1 protein-coding gene is annotated in these 1095 nt (G+C 64.5%); it reads left to right on the forward strand.

Translation table 11 applies throughout. The features are described from left to right. Positions 1 to 157 precede the first annotated feature (157 nt). The gene (locus GYA94_RS26380) at positions 158 to 1066 is read left to right on the forward strand and encodes a LysR family transcriptional regulator (protein ID WP_009685043.1); all 909 of its coding nucleotides are present in this window, start codon (positions 158 to 160) and stop codon (positions 1064 to 1066) included. Positions 1067 to 1095: the final 29 nt, after the last annotated feature.

Below are 1095 nucleotides of genomic sequence, written 5' to 3' on the forward strand. Positions count from 1 at the left end.
GCCGGCTTGCCGGCGATAGGGTCGGTGCAGGCACTGCAACTGTTATGACCTAATCACCGTCCAGAATAAATGCCCCACCACGCACGAGCGCATTGCGTCTGGTGCAATCCGCCAACCTGCTACCATCGCCACTCCCCAGCTGTAATGGAACACGGCCATGCAACTCCCGGACATGAACCTGCTCGTCGCCCTCGATGCCCTGCTCGACGAAGGCAGTGTGGTCGGCGCGGCGCAGCGCATGAACCTGAGCCCCGCGGCCATGAGCCGGACCCTGAGTCGTATCCGCGATGCGTTGGGCGACCCGATCCTGGTGCGCGCGGGCCGTGGGCTGGTGCCGACGCCACGGGCGCTGGCCTTGCGCGAGCAGGTGGCGGCGCTGGTGGAGCAGGCCGGGGAAGTGTTCCGCAGCGCCGATGAAGTCGACCTGCCCAAGCTCGACCGTGCCTTCAACATTCGCACCAATGACCTGTTCATCGCCCTGTATGGTGCCCAGCTGCTGCGCCGCATGCACGAGCAGGCACCGCGCACGGTGCTGCGCTTCGTGCCGGAAAGCCCCGGCGGCGACGACGACAGCGTGCTGCGCGACGGGCGCACCGACCTGATCATCAGCTCGACCGTGGACCTGGGACCGGAGATCAAGGTGCAGAGCCTGTTCCAGACCTACTATGTGGGCCTGGCTCGGCGCGACCACCCGATCTTCGAGCAGCCGATCACGCCGACCAGCTTTGCCAGTTACCCACAGATCAGCGTGTCCCGCCGTGGCCGGGCCAACGGGCCGATTGATGTCGAGTTGGCCAACTTCAAGGTGCAACGGCGGGTGGCATTGATTACCCCGAGTTTTCACTCGGCGCTGTTCTCGCTACCGGATTCGGACCTGATCCTGCCGATGCCGGCGAATATCCTCAACAGCGTGCACAAGCTCGGGTTGCCACTGCGATCGTTCGAGATCCCGGTACCGCTGGAGCGGGTGACGGTGCTGCAAGCCTGGCACCCGCGGTTTCACAACGACCCGGCACATAGGTGGTTGCGGCAGACCTTGAAGGCTTGCTGCAGTGTTGATCCTTGATTGCCTGTAAGGGCCTCATCGCTGGCAAG

Source organism: Pseudomonas juntendi (genome assembly GCF_009932375.1).
In the GTDB taxonomy this organism is placed as follows: Bacteria; Pseudomonadota; Gammaproteobacteria; order Pseudomonadales; family Pseudomonadaceae; genus Aquipseudomonas; species Aquipseudomonas juntendi.

Bases quoted from the DNA above. Each gene is read 5' to 3' on its own strand.
- GYA94_RS26380 (WP_009685043.1), top strand. From the start codon at position 158: ATGCAACTCCCGGACATGAACCTGCTCGTCGCCCTCGATGCCCTGCTC.